This window comes from Pseudoalteromonas sp. MM17-2 (assembly GCF_022347945.1).
Lineage (GTDB): Bacteria > Pseudomonadota > Gammaproteobacteria > Enterobacterales > Alteromonadaceae > Pseudoalteromonas > Pseudoalteromonas ruthenica.
This window is the reverse complement of the sequence record NZ_JAKRFV010000023.1, coordinates 53,065-70,930: the sequence shown is the minus strand read 5'-3', so window position 1 is coordinate 70,930 and position 17,866 is coordinate 53,065. Positions and strand designations below refer to the sequence as shown.

14 protein-coding genes are annotated in these 17,866 nt (G+C 48.9%); 6 read left to right on the top strand and 8 right to left on the bottom strand.

Annotated features, from left to right (window positions below; genetic code table 11):
* The 3 genes from MHM93_RS16585 to MHM93_RS16575 form a co-directional block, all read left to right on the top strand.
* Window positions 1-286 (top strand): hypothetical protein (locus tag MHM93_RS16585; protein WP_239449895.1); only part of this gene is annotated, 286 nt, incomplete at its 5' end.
* Window positions 276-608, top strand: a complete 333-nt coding sequence (locus MHM93_RS16580) for a hypothetical protein (protein ID WP_239449894.1) — start codon at window positions 276-278, stop codon at window positions 606-608. The genes MHM93_RS16585 and MHM93_RS16580, both read left to right, overlap by 11 nt.
* Before the next feature lie 271 nt (window positions 609-879).
* The gene (locus MHM93_RS16575; protein ID WP_239449892.1) at window positions 880-1,470 is read left to right on the top strand and encodes an ACP phosphodiesterase; all 591 of its coding nucleotides are present in this window, start codon (window positions 880-882) and stop codon (window positions 1,468-1,470) included.
* On the opposite strand, the gene MHM93_RS16570 is transcribed toward MHM93_RS16575, so the two are convergent.
* The 3 genes from MHM93_RS16570 to MHM93_RS16560 all read right to left on the bottom strand — a co-directional run bounded on the left by MHM93_RS16570 (window position 1,467) and on the right by MHM93_RS16560 (window position 4,221).
* Window positions 1,467-1,841 (bottom strand): diacylglycerol kinase, encoded by a 375-nt coding sequence (locus tag MHM93_RS16570; RefSeq protein ID WP_138548133.1) that lies wholly within the window; start codon window positions 1,839-1,841, stop codon window positions 1,467-1,469. The genes MHM93_RS16575 and MHM93_RS16570 overlap by 4 nt on opposite strands.
* A gap of 39 nt (window positions 1,842-1,880) precedes the next feature.
* Window positions 1,881-3,755: an LTA synthase family protein gene (locus MHM93_RS16565; protein ID WP_239449891.1), complete on the bottom strand. Its 1,875-nt coding sequence runs from the start codon at window positions 3,753-3,755 to the stop codon at window positions 1,881-1,883.
* Window positions 3,756-4,008: 253 nt separating this feature from the next.
* Window positions 4,009-4,221 (bottom strand): cold-shock protein, encoded by a 213-nt coding sequence (locus MHM93_RS16560; RefSeq protein WP_022946139.1) that lies wholly within the window; start codon window positions 4,219-4,221, stop codon window positions 4,009-4,011.
* Between the two features lie 347 nt (window positions 4,222-4,568).
* On the opposite strand from MHM93_RS16560, the gene MHM93_RS16555 reads away from it, so the two are divergent.
* Complete coding sequence (locus MHM93_RS16555; protein ID WP_239449889.1) at window positions 4,569-7,784, top strand: S41 family peptidase; 3,216 nt, start codon at window positions 4,569-4,571, stop codon at window positions 7,782-7,784.
* 715 nt (window positions 7,785-8,499) lie between these two features.
* Here the strand turns inward: MHM93_RS16555 and MHM93_RS16550 are convergent.
* The 5 genes from MHM93_RS16550 to MHM93_RS16530 form a co-directional block, all read right to left on the bottom strand.
* Window positions 8,500-9,168 (bottom strand): M15 family metallopeptidase, encoded by a 669-nt coding sequence (locus MHM93_RS16550; RefSeq protein WP_239449888.1) that lies wholly within the window; start codon window positions 9,166-9,168, stop codon window positions 8,500-8,502.
* 86 nt (window positions 9,169-9,254) lie between these two features.
* Entirely contained in the window at window positions 9,255-10,265 is a 1,011-nt protein-coding gene (locus MHM93_RS16545) for a hypothetical protein (protein WP_239449887.1), read from the bottom strand.
* Window positions 10,266-10,392: 127 nt separating this feature from the next.
* On the bottom strand, window positions 10,393-12,330 hold the full coding sequence (locus MHM93_RS16540; protein ID WP_239449886.1) for a phytase: 1,938 nt from the start codon (window positions 12,328-12,330) through the stop codon (window positions 10,393-10,395).
* Entirely contained in the window at window positions 12,320-13,315 is a 996-nt protein-coding gene (locus MHM93_RS16535; protein WP_239449885.1) for a metallophosphoesterase, read from the bottom strand. Before MHM93_RS16535 ends, MHM93_RS16540 begins: the two co-directional genes overlap by 11 nt.
* A gap of 44 nt (window positions 13,316-13,359) precedes the next feature.
* Window positions 13,360-15,654, bottom strand: a complete 2,295-nt coding sequence (locus MHM93_RS16530) for a TonB-dependent receptor (RefSeq protein WP_239449884.1) — start codon at window positions 15,652-15,654, stop codon at window positions 13,360-13,362.
* Window positions 15,655-15,939: 285 nt separating this feature from the next.
* Here MHM93_RS16530 and MHM93_RS16525 point away from each other — a divergent pair, with 285 nt between their 5' ends.
* Entirely contained in the window at window positions 15,940-16,866 is a 927-nt protein-coding gene (locus tag MHM93_RS16525) for a diguanylate cyclase (protein ID WP_239449883.1), read from the top strand.
* Window positions 16,841-17,845 carry an AraC family transcriptional regulator gene (locus MHM93_RS16520; protein ID WP_239449882.1) on the top strand — a complete coding sequence of 335 codons (1,005 nt, stop codon included), beginning with the start codon at window positions 16,841-16,843 and terminating at the stop codon, window positions 17,843-17,845. The genes MHM93_RS16525 and MHM93_RS16520 overlap by 26 nt, the downstream gene beginning before the upstream one ends.
* The last annotated feature ends 21 nt before the right edge of the window (window positions 17,846-17,866 follow it).

Sequence of the window (17,866 nt, the reverse complement as noted above, 5' to 3'; positions counted from 1 at the left end):
TCAGCTTTACAGTGCAACTCAATCACCCGAGCCAAGTATTACAAACGACTATATAGAGCTGCGCCGCGAGTTTCTTGCCACAGTTGAAAGCTCAGGCATTGTAAAAAGGGATATTGGCAATTTTTATTATGAGCTTGGTGCGATTGACACACCGTACAAGCATTTCATTACATTTGTTCCAAACAGCAAGCCTGAGACCTATTTCGGCATTGGAACAAATAGCAATTCGAACGTATTCATCAGATTAATGTTTAATAAAAAAGGAGACAAGGCTGATGGCCAGTAAGTACACGGATGTAAGCAGCGATGAGGTTAAGCGCATTATAGAAGGTTTTTTCGGTAAGCCTTATGCTATGCGATTAAATGTTAATGACAAGGTTATAGAGCTTGTATGGGAAATGGTTAGCAAGTCAGAAGAGTGCAGTGATGCGATGGATCTTGTGCCTAGGCCTCACGGTATAGTGGCTGGCCCTAAGTATGTCGCACAACAGCTGCGTGGCATAGCCCGGCGCTTACTGAAAGGGGACGTTCGCATTTACCACGTTTGCAAGCGAGCGGCTTCACTCCAGTACCGTACACGTATAGATTTGGCTAGTCGCGGTCTATAACAAAAAAAGTGGCTCCCCTTCAAGAGAATAGCGTTAATTAAAAGCTGTTATATTATTTACAGTAATTGCTCAAGGGAGCCCACTTAACAACTATAGGTAACAATCTAAGCTTTATTAAAACACTATTTCTGAATCTCGCGGCTCAAATTAAGCTTATTTACTATATGCTACATTGCCATTGAATCCTCGCCTCAGCAGGCACAACTTACTTCACCTAAGCCTTACTCATGCTTTACACTAAATGCATGTAGCCTGTGAACACTTAGCTGTCATGAATTACCTCGCGCATTTATTTTTGGCCCAAAACACAGCGGATTCCCACTTTGGTAATTTGCTTGGTGACTTTCGCCGTGGTGTTAGTACCGAGCAATTGCCTCGGCCTGTGTATTTGGGGTTAAAAAATCATTTATTGGTGGATAAGTTCACCGATAACAATGAGCAGGTGAGGCAAGCCAAGCAGTTGTTTTCACCTCAGCGCCGCCGCTTTGCCGGGGTAGCGTTAGATGTGTTGTTCGATCACTTTCTCATTCGCTATTGGTCGCGCTTCAGTAGCACGGAGTTTGCTAACTTTCGCAATCACGCCTACACGCTGCTACTAAGGCGTCAGTCGCATATGCCCCAAGCCATGCAACAGGTGGTTGCGCGTATGAGCGACCAAGACTGGTTTAGCACCTATGCCCACTTAGACGGGGTGGCTTTGGCGCTGGATAACATTGCCAAACGTATCCGCTTTAACAATGAGTTTGCTGGCAGCATTAACGATATTGAGCAACATTTTGAGCAGTTTGAGGCGGTGTTTTTACACTTTTTTCCGCTGTTGCTCGCTCACGTCAAACGTCATAGCGTCGAAAGCCAGCTCTAAAACGCAGTAATGACAGCTACCCAAACGAGTGCATAGATGATTAATGCCACGAGTACAGCGGCCGACCCTAAATCTTTTGCCCGTCCAGATAAAGGATGAATATCTAACCCTACTCTATCGACGATCACTTCAATTGCGGTATTTAATATTTCAGCAAACATCACAAAAAGTGTGGCCCCAATCACGGCTATCCATTGATAAATACCGGCTTGTAACACACCAAGCGCGACTAACGATACGAGTAGTAATGTCACCTCTTGCTTAAATGCTGATTCGTTTTTTATTAACCAAGAAAGAGCCCTTAACGAGTGTCGCAATGCAAAGACAATTCGCTTGAACCCTTTTGGCTTTTTGGTGTTGTCAAAGCGCATAGTCAACCTTCTCTCGTTTTATCATAGTGTGGTAATTCATTACTTAGGTTGTGGCAGTTGATATAAGCGCTTTTGATACGCCATCGTGCTATATAAGGCATGGGCCAACGCTTTATTTTTCAAAGTGACCAACTTATTGCCCGTTGATAACGATGTTTGCGTTTTTGATGCTTTGTTATAAGACCAATAGCTAGCCCTTTCACCGGGCATTAATACCACCGCTTTGTCATTCTCTAGGTATGCAAAGTTGTCGTAATACTGCATCAGCGCTCTTTCTACTGGATAATGCTTTGTAAGATCAAACCCAGTCATAGGCGTTGCCGCTTCAATACCTGCTAAGGAGAGTAAAGTCACTGGCAAGTCTATTTGACTGACAAGCCGATCATCTTGAGTGCCGTCAAAAGGAGAATTGAGAATAACGCCGGGAATATGAAAGGATTTAATTGGCACTGGCTCACGCCCATACACCCTAACATCATGATCTGCAACGATAAGAAACACAGTATCCTGCCAATATTCACTGTGTTTTGCACGCTCAATAAATTGACCAAGCGCCATATCGGCATACTTTATCGCCAAATTTCGCTTAACATGTTCATTGGTACCGACCGCATTGAGAACGACTTTATTCTCTGGAATATCAAAGGGATCATGATTACTAGAAGTGAAAATAAGACTAAAAAAAGGTTGTTGCTGCTGCGCTAAATAAGAGAGTTCTTTATCTGCTTGAATAAATAAATCTTCGTCACTGACCCCCCAAGAGGACGTAAACTGAGGCTCGGCAATATCATTCATATCGACAATATCCTGAAATCCATTCCCCAGAAAGAAGCTTTTCATATTATCGAAGTGGCTCTCGCCACCATAAATGAACTGTGTCATATAACCGTGCCTAGCAAGCAGCTGAGCAATGGTAAAGAATTCCTTTTGGGACTTTGATAGCTTCACCACTGAACGTGAGGGCGATGGTAAAAAGCCACTTATAACCGCCTCAATGCCTCGCACCGAGCGCGTACCCGTTGCATAAAGGCTATGAAATCCCCATCCTTGAGCGTATAAATTATCTAGTTGTGGGGTTAATCCTTTACCACCCAGGGCGCCAACAAACCGCGCTCCCAGGCTTTCCTCTAAAATAATAACTACATTTTTACTTTGACCTTGGTGATAAGGAGCATTAACCGTGAGTGTCGGTATATGCTCATCGCCCATTGAGGAACGAAAAGTGGATGACTTCATTATCTTAACAACCTGCTCCTCAGCCATTGCCCCGTACAAGGTCTGCGCGCTGCGTTCCGAGGCCATATTTTTGGCTGCAAAAACCACACTGTATGACGAGTTCAAAATGAGTGAATTCACTAAAGCGTCTTGAGAGAAATAAACTAGTGCAGGGTTTAAAGGACGATGTGCAAACGTACCTCGAGCTAGAACCGCCAGCGTAACTACCGTGACTAAGACTGCAAATACGCTGAAGCGACGAGACTGATGTTGGCAATAAGGACGTGGTATATAACGGATTGTAGCAATGGCGAAAATCAAGGCCAGAATGAGTGAGGTTGCTGCCGCGAGAAAGTGTCCATTCGCAAGCATGGATAGAACCTCTTTGGGGTATTGCACATATTCTATGAATAATCGATTTGGTCGAACGTCATACTGCAAGATAAATGCTGGTGTTGCGGCTTCGACCAACACAATTGTCGCAATAGTAAGTGCCGCATAAGCTTTTAATAAAATAAATAAAACGTATTTCAATTTGCGTGGTGCCATCAAGTACACCACATTGATGATTAATAGTGGCAGAGCTATATAAACAATACTGCTCAGATCAATACGCACACCACCTAGTAATACCAACCCCCACTGACCTGCTTCCAAACGCTCATGTTGCCAGAGCATTAAACCGAGCCGAGTAGCCATAAAAATTACTGCTAAAGTAGTTACGAATAAAATAAAGGGGGCAAATTGCCGTATGTATAATTTGAGCATGTCATCGCATTAAAGAGAATTCGTGCGGCTAACATAAAATGTGAAACTTAAGTGAAGCTTATGGCGATGAGAAAACAATAGAAATGCGAGTGCGGTAGACAAAAAAATACCCAAGCTCAGGCTCAGGTATTTTTTATTACAAGTGAGCGTATGCGCTCAATTACATCACAGATTAACGCCGTTATTAAACAGCTGTAACTTGTGTAGCCTGTGGGCCTTTAGCGCCTTGTTCAACAGTGAACTGAACTTCTTGGCCTTCTTGCAAAGTGCGGTAGCCGTCATCAGAAACGATAGCGCGGAAATGTACGAATACGTCTTTGCCGCCATCAGTAGGAGTGATGAAACCGAAACCTTTGCTCTCGTCGAACCATTTAACTGTACCAGTTGTATTAGACATAGTGTCTCCAAAATCTTTTATATATAAATGTGCGCTGCTTAACAGACGCGGTAATGCCAAACTAAGTACTAGCTAACACGAACGGCTTGGTGCTTAAATTCGGGTGGAACACTAACTGGATAGGACTCACGAAGAACTGAAGGACAAAAGCAAATATCGAATCTGGGTAGAACTCATCAGACAGGGGCACCTTAACACAGGCACTAGGGTTTACCTAATGTTATTTCATTTATCTGCGCCAAGCTCAGTAGCTGACATATTTTGTAACAGCCTTTTATCGCAGCGCTGTCGCAATTGTAAGTACCCTTGTTATGATGTAACAGCTTCTAAAAAAAGGGTTACCAAAGATGAGAAAAATAACCACCTTGGCACTCGCCATGGCCGCAACGCTGGCCCCGTGGGTGTCAGCCTATGAAACTGAAGACACACGCTTATTGCGCTTTCCTGATATTCATAACGAACATGTCACCTTCATTTATGCTGGCGATGTGTATGTAGCAAACACCGAAACCGGTGCCAGCCAGCGCCTGACCGATCATGTCGGCTTTGAAACTTTCCCTAAATTCTCCCCGGATGGCCAACGGATCGCCTTTGCCGCCGAGTATAATGGCAGCCGACAAATCTACGTCATTAACCGCGATGGTTCAGGCCTTAAACAGCTTACCTATTACAACGATGTTGGTCCTATGCCACCGCGTGGCGGTTTCGATTACCGGGTGCTTGATTGGACACCCGATGGTAAACATGTGGTATTTCGTGCAAACCGCACTCCCTGGGGTAAACGCATGGGCCGCCCATACATGGTGCCTGCCGATGGTGGCCTAGAGCAGCCTCTGGCTATTCCTGAGACCGGGGGTGGTATGCTAAGCCCAGATGGCAGCAAATATGTATACACCCCGATTGATCGTGAATTTCGTACCTGGAAACGCTCGCGCGGCGGTCGTGCCCAAGATGTATGGGTGTATGATTTAGACCAAAACAGCTCCAAGCAGCTGACCACAGATCGCGCCACCGATCAGCAGCCAACTTGGGTGGGCGATAATATCTACTTTGTCTCCGATCGCGACTACACCTTAAACCTGTATCAATACCGCGAAGGCGAAGCGCCTAAAAAGCTCACCACCCATGAAGACTTCGATGTGCTGTGGCCATCAGCTGGCCCCAACGCGGTGGTGTACGAAAATGGGGGTTATTTATATCGCTTCGACCCCAAAACCGAGCAAAGCAATAAGCTCACCATTAATGTCGCTGGCGTGCGCCAATATGCCATGCCTTACAGCAAAAATGTGAGCGACTTTATCGACTCTATGTCGCTGTCTCATGATGGCAAACGGGCCTTGTTTACCGCCCGAGGCGAGCTATTTAGCGTCCCCGCTCAAAAAGGCCCAACTCGTAACCTTTCCTACACCCCTAAAGGTCGAGAAATAGACGCCAGTTGGTCGCCCAACGGCCGCTATATTGCCTACATGAGCGACGAATCCGGTGAATACGAGATTTATTTGCAGGACCGCGCGGATAATAACGCCGTTAAGCAACTGACCAGTAATGGCACCATTTGGCGCTTTACCCCAATCTGGTCCCCCGACAGCTCTAAGCTGCTTTTTGCCGATAAAAACCACACGTTATGGTGGCTGGATGCGCAATCAGGCAAGCAGCATGAAATTGATACTAGTATCTATGATGAAGAGGGTATTCGTCAGTACACTTGGTCACCTAATAGCGAAGACATTGTCTATGTTAAAAACAATGAAAACCGCTACGGCTCGTTATGGCATTACAATACCGACGAGCAAGACGTGACTCGCCTGACCGACGAGATGACCAATGAGCACAGCCCCACTTTCTCACCGGATGGCAACTACCTGTATTTCACCTCTGAGCGTGACTTTAACTTAGCCTTTAGCAGCTACGAGTTCGATTACATGTTTAACCGCGCCACACGCATCTACGCTGCGGCAGTGAACACTGATATAACGCCATTGGTTGCATTGCAAAGTGACGAAACCACCATAGTGAGTGACGACGATGCGCAAAGCGATGCCGACAATGGCAACCAACTGCAAAGCACGGGCTTTATGCAACGCGTGACCGCGCTAAACGCGCCCTCGGGCGATTATCGCTCACTGCATGGCGTTGACGGTGGCGTGCTGGTGATGGCTAACGGCGCCTTACAACTACTTGGCACCGAGCACGATAGCGAGCTGAAAACCGTGGCTAAGGGCGTTAGCAGCTATACGGTATCGGCAAATGGCGAACACCTGTTAGTGCGCGCTGGCGATGACTACAGCATTATTGCGCCTAAACCAGAGCAAGATTTAAGCGCCACAAAATTGGATTTAACCACTATGACGCTGAAAATCGACCCTCAGCTTGAGTGGCAACAAATGTATGTGGAAGGCTGGCGCACCCTGCGCGATTGGTTTTACGATGAGAACCACCACGGCCAGGACTGGGATGCCATTGTTAAGAAGTACCAAGGCATGGCCAATGCCGTGGCCCACCGCGCAGATTTAGATTATGTTCTCAGTGAAATCGCCGGGGAAATTAACGCCGGCCATATTTACGTGCAATCCGGCGATATGCCCAAAGCCGAGCGTAAAAACCATGGCCTACTGGGTGCCAAACTGGCCAGCCATCGCTCTGGCTATGTGCAAATTGAGCACATTTTCCAAGGCGAAAACTGGCACGAGAACTTCCGCTCTCCGCTTGGCACCACCGGTGTGAAAGCCAGCAAAGGCGACTTTATCATCGCCGTTAATGGTCGCTCAGTAAAAACAGTAGCGAACTTTTATGAGCTGTTGGAGAACACTCAGGGTGAGCAAATTGAGCTGGTGCTTAACGACAAACCGAGTAGCAAGGGGGCATGGCAAGTCAGTGTCGAGCCGGTTGCCAGCGAGCAAGGGCTACGTTATTTGCATTGGGTCAACACCCGCGCCGCTTATGTTGATAAGCTCTCTGACGGGCGTATTGGTTATGTGCACTTACCGAATACCCATTATGAAGGTAACCGCGCCATGTTTAAAAATTACATGCCGCAAACCACCAAAGACGCCATGATCATTGATGATCGTTATAATGGCGGTGGGTTTATTCCCGAACATATGATCACCTGGTTGGCTCGCAAGCCTCTAAACTATTGGAAGCGCCGTGGTGTCGAGCCGACAAAAACGCCGCAGTTTGCGCACGATGGACCAAAAGCCATGCTGATCAACGGCTATTCCAGCTCCGGCGGTGACGCCCTACCCTATTACTTCCGTCAAGCAGGGTTAGGTAAACTGATTGGTACCCGCACCTGGGGCGGCCTCATTGGGATTTCAGGTAATCCCAGCCTAGTGGATGGCGGTCAAGTGATTGCCGCGACCTTCCGTATTTTAGATAACGAAGGTAATTGGATCATCGAAAATGAGGGAGTCACCCCTGATATTAAGGTGATTGATCGCCCAGAGCTTATTTACAAAGGCCAAGACCCATCGATTGAGCGTGCGGTTGAAGAGCTGTTAAAGGAGCTTAAAGCAAATCCGAAAAAACCACTGAGTGTGCCGCCGGCGCCCAGTGAGTTTTAATTCACCTTAACCAATGAAAAGGGCGCAAATCGCGCCCTTTTACATATAAAGGAATTGGCTAGCTGTTATCCGCCTGCCTTTTTATTAGCACTGTTGATTAATGGCTTCCATGTATTTAAGCACTTTGCGCTTTCTTCGGTGTAAACGCCTTAGTGTCAGGGCACTCACGTAGGCTAACCTGCTGTTGAGTAACCATAAAGACAGGCTATTCAGGCTCAAAAAAACCAATGCTAATGTGGGTCGGTATGAGTTAAGCTCGGCACCGCCTAAAACCAACAAACATAGGTGCACGATAAAACAGAGTAACACTACCAACTTACAGTATGGCAAAACGCCTACCTTACCTCGAGATAACATCCACCCCACTGCGCACACTATGAGTACCCCCAGCATAGTAGCCATATACCATTCTTTAAGGTGTTGATCTAAAGAAAAAACTATATTGACAGTGATCGATATCGTCGTATAACAAAACACCAACGCCATGATGCAGGCGACTAATGTCAAAGAATACCTCAGCTTAGGAATGAACTCATTTATTGGCAAATCTTCGGCTTTCATTATTCACACGCTCATTTTTAGTTTTCGAGAGCTCTTTCATCATTAGAGTATGGGTAAGAAGTTAGAGGTCATTTGCAGATTTGCTCACACTATGAAGTGCCCCTAACTGGGCTTCAATATGCAGCAGGTTCCGAGTCTATAACTTGTGTGTTTTCTAACGCACCACAAAGTCAAAATAGGTATCTGGATAGGGTTGGGGTTTTAAGGAAAAGTGCCACCATTCCATCGCGTAGGGGGCAAAGCCCTGTGCTGTCATGAGGTCGCGTAGTAGATAGCGATTGTTGCGCTGTTGCGCACTGATACGCGGATCATCAGTATTTGATATCGGGTCAAACATATCAAACGCCGAGCCCATATCCAGCTCCTCACCGGAAGCCATGTCGACTAAGGTTAAATCAACGGTTGCACCTCGGCTATGGCCCGACTTTGCGGCAATGTAATCACCAAGTAACACGCCCTTATCCAGATTCGGATAATAATGTGCTTTGGTATCTTGTGCGCTGGTATCGCTCACCCAGCGGACAAAATGATCAACGGCGCGCTGTGGTCGATAACAATCAAACACTTTCAGGGTCATGCCTTGTTGCAGTGCCTTTTTTTGTACCTTTGCTAGCGCTTTAGCGGCATCTTGATGTAACAGACATTTAGGTGCCAAGTAACCATCGATAGTCGTACCAACAAAGTTATCACGACCAAAATAACGGATATCTTTTTGAATACTTGGCGCGATATCAGCAATGGCGACAAATTCACTCGGCTTCGCTGCCACAGGGTTGAGAATGACGCTGGCAAACACAGCGGCACCGATAACACACCCTTTCATAACCTTTCATTCCTGTTTTTGACCAAAGCGATAAAATAAACAATACCCTATTCCATCGCTAAGGAAAACCACCGCTCATGCGGGACTCAGCGATGCACGTGTTCGTTGAGGTTAGCGCTTTGACAGCGCTGCAGTGCCGCCTGCATGGACGCACTGGCGCTTTCACCTAGGTTAACAGCTCGCGCTGGTAAGCTCAGGTTTAAATAGTCGGCGCTGTAGCGCACTAACTGAGCTAGGCTATCATCTTTTATGTGTGTATAGCGTGCTCTTAATTGCTGCTCGGTGTGGCGCACTGGTTGGTGTTGTTGCTTATCGAGCATTGCGTGCAGGTATGCAGCCAAGGTACGGCGGTCAGGGTCAGCAGACTGTGCAACTAACGCATCTATATCGGCAAGTAATCGTGCTCCGCGCTCACTCTGCTCGTTTAACAACAGCGCTAAGGTCAAGTTCATCGCTGCATTCAATTGACTTAACGCGAGATTATGCTGCTCTTTTAAAAAAGTGGCTTTACGAAAATCCCCCACAGCTCCTTTAATATCACCCAAACTTAACCTTAACATACCCATATTATTGGCAAGGCTGGCGCTTAAAGCGTCATTTGGGTGGGCTTGTAGAATGGCTGCTGCGCGGTCGTAATAACTTTGCGCCAACTGATAAGACTGCCGATGACGGGCAACAATCAACATATTATTAAGATAGATAGCGCGATAAATAGGTCGTGATTCGGTTGTAAATGCGCATTGGTAGGCGTGCTCTGCATCGGTTAATAGGTGGTTTTTCTTAAGCCAAATACCCAATAAATTATAGCTACGACTCAGCTGCTGCGTTTTGCTATCACCAAGGGCTAAAAGACTGTCGATAAGATCGCGCGCTTGGCTAAAGTTATTGCTGAATATGGCCGCTTGAGCAGCCGCGAAATACCAGCGAAAGCGCACCGACGTCGGCACAGAGCCGAAGCTATCATTGTATTGTTGGTATAGGGCCAATGTTTGCTGCGGGCGCTCACGTGCATGGCTTTCGGCCCGCATCAGCACGTCATTTAGTTGCATGGAGGTTAATGTTGCGGCTAACACTATTAAGCTGGGAACTACGGCCATAAACGCACTCTGTTATTGTCGTCACCGTCAAAGTATAGAAACATTTTACCATTTCAGTTATGACAATAATTCAATTCGCACATTGGCTGCGCGATGCCCCGGCTCATAGCCAGACATCGCGCGCTACTTAAGGCAGTAATTTATCTATCTGCCGCCAATCAATAATTTTAAAGTTTTGTGGTTGTTGCGGCATACGGTTATAACCATCTTGAACAACCAGCACGCCTTGAGGGTAACCTGGTAAGGCATGGGCGGTGACCGTTAGTCCGTCTGTTTCCGATACACCATCTATGCCTTTTTCAATATCAGCCGTCACCGCAAACTTCACTAATCGCGTTAGCGTCGGCTCGGAGCGCGTGCCCTCTATGCGATAAAGCACATAGCTGTTATCACCTTGACTGGATACCACCAGCAATCGTGTGCCATCGTCGCGATGATAAATCTCCATGCCCTCAACATCGGCAACAAGGTGACTATCTAGCCGCTGTATACGCTTTGCCATGGTGCCAGCATCAGGCTCAGCGCCGATAAACCAAATACCCGCATCTTCCTCGCCCATAAATAGTTGCCCGGATTGATCGTCTGTGGTGCAGCCTTCGGGTTGGCTTGGCAATGAGAACTGGCGTACACGTTGACCGTGAACCTCGGTGTCTTGCACGCTAATACGATACTGTTGATAGGTGCCATTTTTGTCATTCACAAACACATAATGGCCACTTTGCGCGCTGTACATACACAGGCCATAAATTTCTGTTAGGTTAGTGGCAATATCACTGAGCTGCTGTACCTGCCCATCGCTGCTCACGGTAAACAAACTAATGCTATTGTTGCTGCGGTTACTTGCAGCAATTAACGTGTGGGTGGCGTTATTGATACCTTGATGCTGGCGCACATCAACATTATTTACCCGGCCTACAGCGAGCTGTTGCCGTAACTGACCATCAAGCCCATAGACCATTAAGCCACGGCGTTTATCTGTACCCAGGATCAGCGAGTGTTGCGCATTACTCGGATGGACCCAAATAGCGGGGTCGTCCGCCGCATCGCCAAAGGCGGCTACCGGCGTAGTTTCAGCGCTTGCGCTCACCTGTTGCAACCTTTTTGCATGCCTTGCAGGCATCTGTTTAGCACTGGGTAGCTGGGTGCTGATATAGCTATCGAGCTTATCGGCAAACAACACAGCTTGTTGTTGCCCTTGGCTGTTTGCGCCCACAGCAATAGCCTCAAGGCCTAATTCGGGCCCCTCAAGGTGCCAGCTTTGCAGCGTTTCATGCAGTGGATCGTAGCGATACACCTGCTGGCGCTGACTGCTGGTAAAGTAGATATAGCCCTCGGAGTCGCTGCTGAGCGCCGCAATTTCCGGTGCCAGTTGCCCAAATGGCGAGACCAAGGCGACAGGTGTTTTATCGGCCCGCGATTCGCTGTTGGCGTTTATCTTCCACACACCCAGCTCTGCCTCACTGATAAAGAGCTGCTGAGCCTGATCGCTGACGGCACAGCCAGACGCTTCACTGATTCCAGCAAAAGTACGAATCGGCAGCTGCATCGGCTGCGCAGCCTCTAGATCATACACCAGCGTTTGCGAAATAAGCCCGCGCACATCGGCAACAAATACCGACACCGTGCGCGTTTGCGCATCATGGTATAAACAGGCCGCTTCCGGCTGCGCTTGCGGCGGTGTTAGCCGTGACAGCTCATCAATCTGCCATTGAGCGCCATCATAATCTAACTGCCATACCACCACCGCATCGGCACTATTATCAATACTGGTTAGCGCATAGCGCTGTGGGCTTAGCTGGCGTAAAGACAGGCCTTCATAATTACCAGCGAGCAACGGGGTGATTTGTTGCTGATGTTGCTCGAGCAGCAATAAGCCTTGGCTTTCACTGGCGAGCAGCCAGTGCCCAGTGTGCAACCACTGAGCCTGCGAGCCCTGCATATTATGTTGCTCGCCGAGCTCCGTCACCGCTAGGCCTTCGCTGTAGCTATGTTTAGTAAACAGGGTTAGCGCCATTAGCGCCGCCGCCATACTGACATTAACGAGCTTATTATTTTTAATGGTCATGTTTTTGCTCCTTATTACGGCGCAGTTGTTTATGTTGGTAACGCACTTCGCCCCGGTGATTAATCGCCGTCATCTGCAGTGCATCGGCATTAATTGAAAATGTTAAAAAGCCTGGGGTAGCTTCGGCGTAGCGCGTAAATTCTCGTTGCTCGACGCTGCGCGCCTCGCTGCCGCCGCCAGAAACATAATGCGCCAGATCACTGTGTTTAATTTGGTTATGTTGTAAGTCATGTTCATGGCCGGCTATATAGGCATCAACGCCATAGCGCTGCAGCAGCGGTGCTAACGTCTCAACCAAGCCGTTATCGCGACCATAGCGTTTGCCACTGGTGTAAATGGGGTGATGGCCCACAACGAGGGTCCATGCTGCGTCACTACCCGCCAATTGCCGCTTTAGCCATGCGAGCTGTGGCCCTGGGTCTTGCCCTTGGGTGGCGCGGTACTTGGCGCGGGTGCGATAGTCACTGACTAGGGTATTGGTATCCAAAAACAACACCAGCACAGGCTCACCGCTTGCCAACGTGAAGCGCTGGCTGTAATAGCGTGCCGGCATCTGCCAACGGCCACTGACGTTGCTGTAATCAATTTGCGCTTGGGCATTGCCTAAGTAGTCATGGTTGCCCAACACACTGTGCCACGGCACAAAACTATGAGGGCCGTGATATATCCGCTCAAAGGCACTTTGCCACAATGGATCCTGGGTACTGGCAACACCACCGGGATAAAAGTTATCGCCGGTGGAGATCACAAAGTCACCATCCAGTTGGTACAAGGCAATCTCTAACTGGTGGGCAACGGGGCGCTGATGAAAGTGGCCGTTGTGGCCCCAATCACCAATAACGGCAAAGTTGATGCTATCTGCCAAGGGCGCCAATCCTTCAATGCGCTGCTGTTGATAGAGCGCATCGCTATAAATGGGCGTGCTCTGGGCCAATAATGGCGGCGCTACGAGCAAGGCAAAGAGAGTTATTAACTGCTTAATCATGTTCTTTCCTCATTAGCGTGGTGCATAACTCACCACGCCTAAATTTAAAAGGCGTAGCGCAACATCAATTGCACCACGGGCCCGGCCTGCTCCGACTCCAATTCGTATTCATCAAAGTCCCGCTCAATTTGCTGCTCCAAGGTATCGAACTTGTTGAATACTTCCTCTTTGCTGGCATCCAGTAAGTTGGAGCCCACCATCCGTAGCGTCAGCTTTTGCCAACGTTTTTCTATAAACAGCTCAAGATCAGCGCCATAGTGCGTGCTTACCTCTTCACCGACAAAGCGCCCGAGGGCATCGCCTTGCTTGCGATAGGTGGCCCCGAAAGACGCGCCTAGCTGAGGAAAGTCATGAATAAACCCGAGGTTATAGACGTAATCTGATTGGTCGTTAAATTTACGCTCACCGAAAAAGTCCTCGACTTCACTATCAAGCCAAGAGTAATTCACAAACACCCCGGTATTGGGTAGCCCCAACGCGCCTAAAGGTGTCGATAAGTCGAGCTCAACGCCATACACCGTGCCATCGCCGGTATTACGGGGTTGCAGCACAAAGGTGCCCTCACCTTCGGCCCCTTGCATACCGGTATTGGCGATTTCAATTAAATCACTGACATCACGATAAAACAGATTCACGCCCATCACCCCAGTCTTACCGAGACGATACTCATAACCTAGGTCGACGCCCCACGCCGACTCCGGCTCAAGTCCCGGGTTACCCAGTAAGTCGTTGTCGGCTAACTCTTCCTCACGCAGCGCGGGGGTAATATAGTCAAAGTCCGGACGACGTAAGCTGCGCGCTAACGACGCGTTGATACGGCCGTTTTCTGCCACTTGCACGCGTATATGAGCGGAAGGCAAAATAAAGTCGTAATCGTTGTCGGTGCGCACCGCATCAACATGGTTGTCTACTTGCGAATCGGTGCTCTCCCAACGTACACCCAGCTCCCAAGCAAACTCCTGACTTTCGTGTTTAAGTAACGCAAAGACATCAAAACGCTGCTCTTGCACTGTGTTCACACCGCCGCTAACGGCCTCAAATGGCGCATCAAAAGTGGCCAGCGACAGCGGCGATTGCGCGAATTGATCCCAGCTGCTTTGCATGGTTTCTAATTCACTTTCAGAGGCGTAAATATCGGTGTCCCGCTCTTTTTGTTGCCAAAACGCGCCGATTTGCCATTGTTTGCTATCGCTGTAGGGCTGACTGTGCTGCCACTGTAGCGTCCACTCTTTATCATCAATGTCGCTGCGCTCTTGCTCCTGCTCCAATACCATGGGCAATTCAGCGGTATCGAGTTCAACCTCTTGTTCAAATACCGACTCTTCAAAGCGCGCCACAGCCACCTTAAATTTACTGTTACCGCCAAAAAGTGGCTGGTTATAGCTGGAGCTCAGGCTGTAATTGGTCTGCTCAATATCGGCAATATTGGCATTATCGGTCAGTAAACTACCGCCGTTGGCCGCATCACCACTGGCCGTACTGGGGTGGTTATACTCATATGAGCGTTCATCCTCGCTGCGCTCGGTGTCGACCCAAATACCGCTGATGTCGAAATAGGCGCCATCGTTGAAGGTGTATTCATAACTGGCGTTCAGTGAGGTGTCATCGCCATCACGGGTATCGTCTTGACGTTCGCGATTATCGAAGGTTTGTTCACGGTAGTCGGGGTTGTTTTCCGGGCTATCACCGTAGCGAAAACTGGTCTTTTTCTTGGGGTTGTAGCGCCCTTGTAAATTGGCTCCCAGTAACAAGCGCCCGCCGCCAAGTTCAGTGCCATAGACACCGCCTAGGCTTTCTTTAAATTCACCATCATCGTAGCGCAGGCCGCCGGCGCGCAAGTAGCCACCGTCTAGGCTATAGCCATCACGCAAAACGATATTCAGCGTACCGGCAATGGCATCGGCGGAGCGGTTAGCACTGGGCGAGCGGATGATCTCCACTCGTTCGATGAGCTCAGCGGGAATGCGATCAACAAAGAATGAGCGGTCGGCGCCAGCACCGGGTACTTCTTCGCCATTGATCAGCACCTTCGTATAGGCAGGACTCAAACCGCGCATACGCGCGCCGTCGGATTCCAGCACATCAGATAAAAAAGTCACACTCGGCACCCGTTTAAGGGCATCGCCAGCGGTGAGTGGTTCAAAGCGCTGAAAGTAATCTTGATCATATTCCAAAGTGGGCGCTAGCTGCTGCGAGCGGTTGCGATAACCGATGTCGCCATACACCACCAGCTCCTCAGATACTTTCACCGGTTTGTTGGCGTTTTCTTGAGCGCCATAGGCGCTGATATTGGTAAGCGCTAATGCCGCCACCAGCGCTTTTAGTTTAAAGCTTGTCATTGCTATTTTCTCCTGCGTGTCCTTGGTATGGCGCTAAGCTAAAAACCGCAGATGACAGCACTGTGACAGTCGCTACTATCGCGCTGCCCAAGCGAGCTAAATGGGCCGCGTTATGGCGGCTTTTGAGCTGTAAAAACCCTACTCGCAGAGCAAAGAACGGGCGCTTGCACGGTGTTATCGCATGGCGTGGTCATGATGCTGTCATATCATTGAGCCAATATGACCCTGCCCATAGTGAAGTTGGCCCGCTAGCATAACCACACACTCATTAACTCAAGGTCTTTCATGCGCTTTAACCCATTTCGCACTCATCCCTTACTGGCTCATATAAGCATCGCTTGGTTGGTACTTGCCGCGCTACTCAGCTATCAGTTGGGGGAGCTCAAATACAGTGGTGATATTGCCTGGCTCGATATCCTTGGCGAAGGCGGCATTGTGCTCATGACATTAAGCTGGATTGTCGCGCTGCTGGTGTCTCGGCCACCGGGTAAAGTCACAACCTTGTTGGTGCTAGGGCTGGGGCTATTTATGTTTTCTGCATCATTGGACTTGCTTGATGAGTGGTTACACCAGCCCAGTCGCTATTGGTTAAGTTGGATTGAGTCTCTGCCTGCCCCCATAGGCATGTTATTTACCAGTGCTGGGCTGTATTGGTGGCATCAAGAGCAGTTTGTGCTGAACCGCCAACTGGCTCGCCGTGAGGCACACATGCGCGACCACCAAAAAGTGTGCCCGGTCACCGGATTATATCGTATTCAGTATGTGCAAAAAGTCTTCGATAGCAGCCGCGAGAGCGAGACTAAATGTTGTATTGCCATGATTGATGTAGAGAACTTTGCCACCGTCAACGCCCGCTTCGGCCTTGCCACCGGCGATCGATTACTGCGTGAGCTCAGCGATTTAATGGTGATGAATATTCGTATGGGTGATGTACTCAGTCGTTATGCCAGCGACAGCTTCATTCTGCTTTTGCCCGCCACCACGAGTCGCCAAGCACAGCAGCTTATCGCGCAGTTACAAAGCGCCATTCGCCACTGCGCCTTTCGCCTTGGCCCCCAAGGGCAAGCCCACTACATAAACACTTACAGCGCCGTTATTGAAACCGCAAAAGATGAGCCGTTGCCGCAGCTGTTGAGGCAGCTGCAACAGCAATTACAACAACAAAAAAACCGACCAGGCCAGGGTGATGCCACGCTTTGCGCTTCAAGATAAAAAAGTCATTAGCAGTGAGGGGCTGATCAGTGCCATCGCCGAGCTGGCTCTGGCTCGTGGTGCTGATTTGCACAAGCTACTGCGAGGCACAGGGATTTTTAGTGACGACTTACTCGACCCACACAGCCGTTTTAGTCATCATCAGCTAATGCGCTTGCTGGCACAATACCAAGGCCAATTTCCTCACCCCGATGCGGGATTTTTATTAGGTCAGCAACTACTTAATGAACTGGGCACTGTCGGGCAAACCTTGCTATGCGCGCCCACTGTTGGCGATAGCCTACGTATGTTGCAACGCCTCTACCAACACATTGCGCCACTGGTCCATGTTCGTTACCACCTTTATCAGCGCCAAGTGCATGTGTTTATTACGCCAACCCTGGCCCCAGAGAGTAAGGCAACCGAATTACTTATGCAGGCCTATAGCAGCGCTTTCTATGCGCTGTTAAAGCGCCTAAGCCAAGGCTATCCACACTGTCACTTTGATTTTGCCTGTAAGCGCCCACGCCATATGTATGAGTTTGAGCACAACCTTGGCACGCGTTTACGCTTTGCCCAGCCTGTATATAAATGGTCCTTTGCTGCCACGATGCTCAGATGCACTAACGACAATGCCAGTCTGTTGCGCTGGCAGCGTCTGCAAAGCCAACCTCATTGTGAGTCGCCGCCGTATTTCATCGCTGCGCTGTGCCAGTTGTTATCGCGCCAACCGCATCTTAGCTTAGCCGCTCTCGCCCAGCATATGGCCATGAGCCCTGCCACTTTTAAGCGCAAACTCAAGGAGCATGGCTGGCGCTTTTCCCAATTACAACAACAACAGCAAACGCTTAGAGCGGTTTATTTACTTAGCATTCGTGATAAAGGCAACGATTATGTGGCCAATCGCTTAGCTTTTTACGACACCCCAAACTTTCGTCGCGCATTTAAGCGCTGGACCGGCCTCACTCCGAGCGAACTAAAAGAGTCAATGAGCCTGTAAAAAAGCATAGGGTAACGCCGT